The organism is Pseudoalteromonas sp. GW168-MNA-CIBAN-0100, from assembly GCF_040309225.1.
Classification (GTDB): domain Bacteria; phylum Pseudomonadota; class Gammaproteobacteria; order Enterobacterales; family Alteromonadaceae; genus Pseudoalteromonas; species Pseudoalteromonas arctica.
The window spans coordinates 1-295 of sequence record NZ_JBEOOL010000403.1 but is presented as its reverse complement, the minus strand read 5'-3'; the positions used below and the strand labels follow the sequence as shown (position 1 = coordinate 295).

The following is a 295-nucleotide window of genomic DNA, read 5'->3' as shown; positions in this document are numbered from 1 at the left end:
GCGCATGATGGTTTATTTTTTTGATATGTTATGCGCTTACTTCTCCCTATAGTTAGTATTTTAATTGCTTTAGTTTTATTGGTTCCCGGTGTTACCCAGCCTGTATTATCCCTAGAGGGGAAAATAGATAAGTCTAAATTAGCGCAAACAGGCATTGAGATGATTGCCGATGAAGGCGACCGCAACACTCGAAACATGCTGATGATGGCATCAAGCATGTTTGGGTTAGATAAGCTTGAAGGTGAGATAAGTGCTTATCAAAAAACACGCAGCATTTGGGGAACGGTTAACGAAC

The 295-nt window shown here is 40.7% G+C and carries 1 pseudogene; it reads left to right on the top strand.

Going from position 1 to position 295, the window contains the following annotated elements:
* Positions 1–30: 30 nt before the first annotated feature.
* Positions 31–295 (top strand): annotated as a pseudogene (locus AAEY62_RS21680) (paraquat-inducible protein A); the annotation flags it as partial.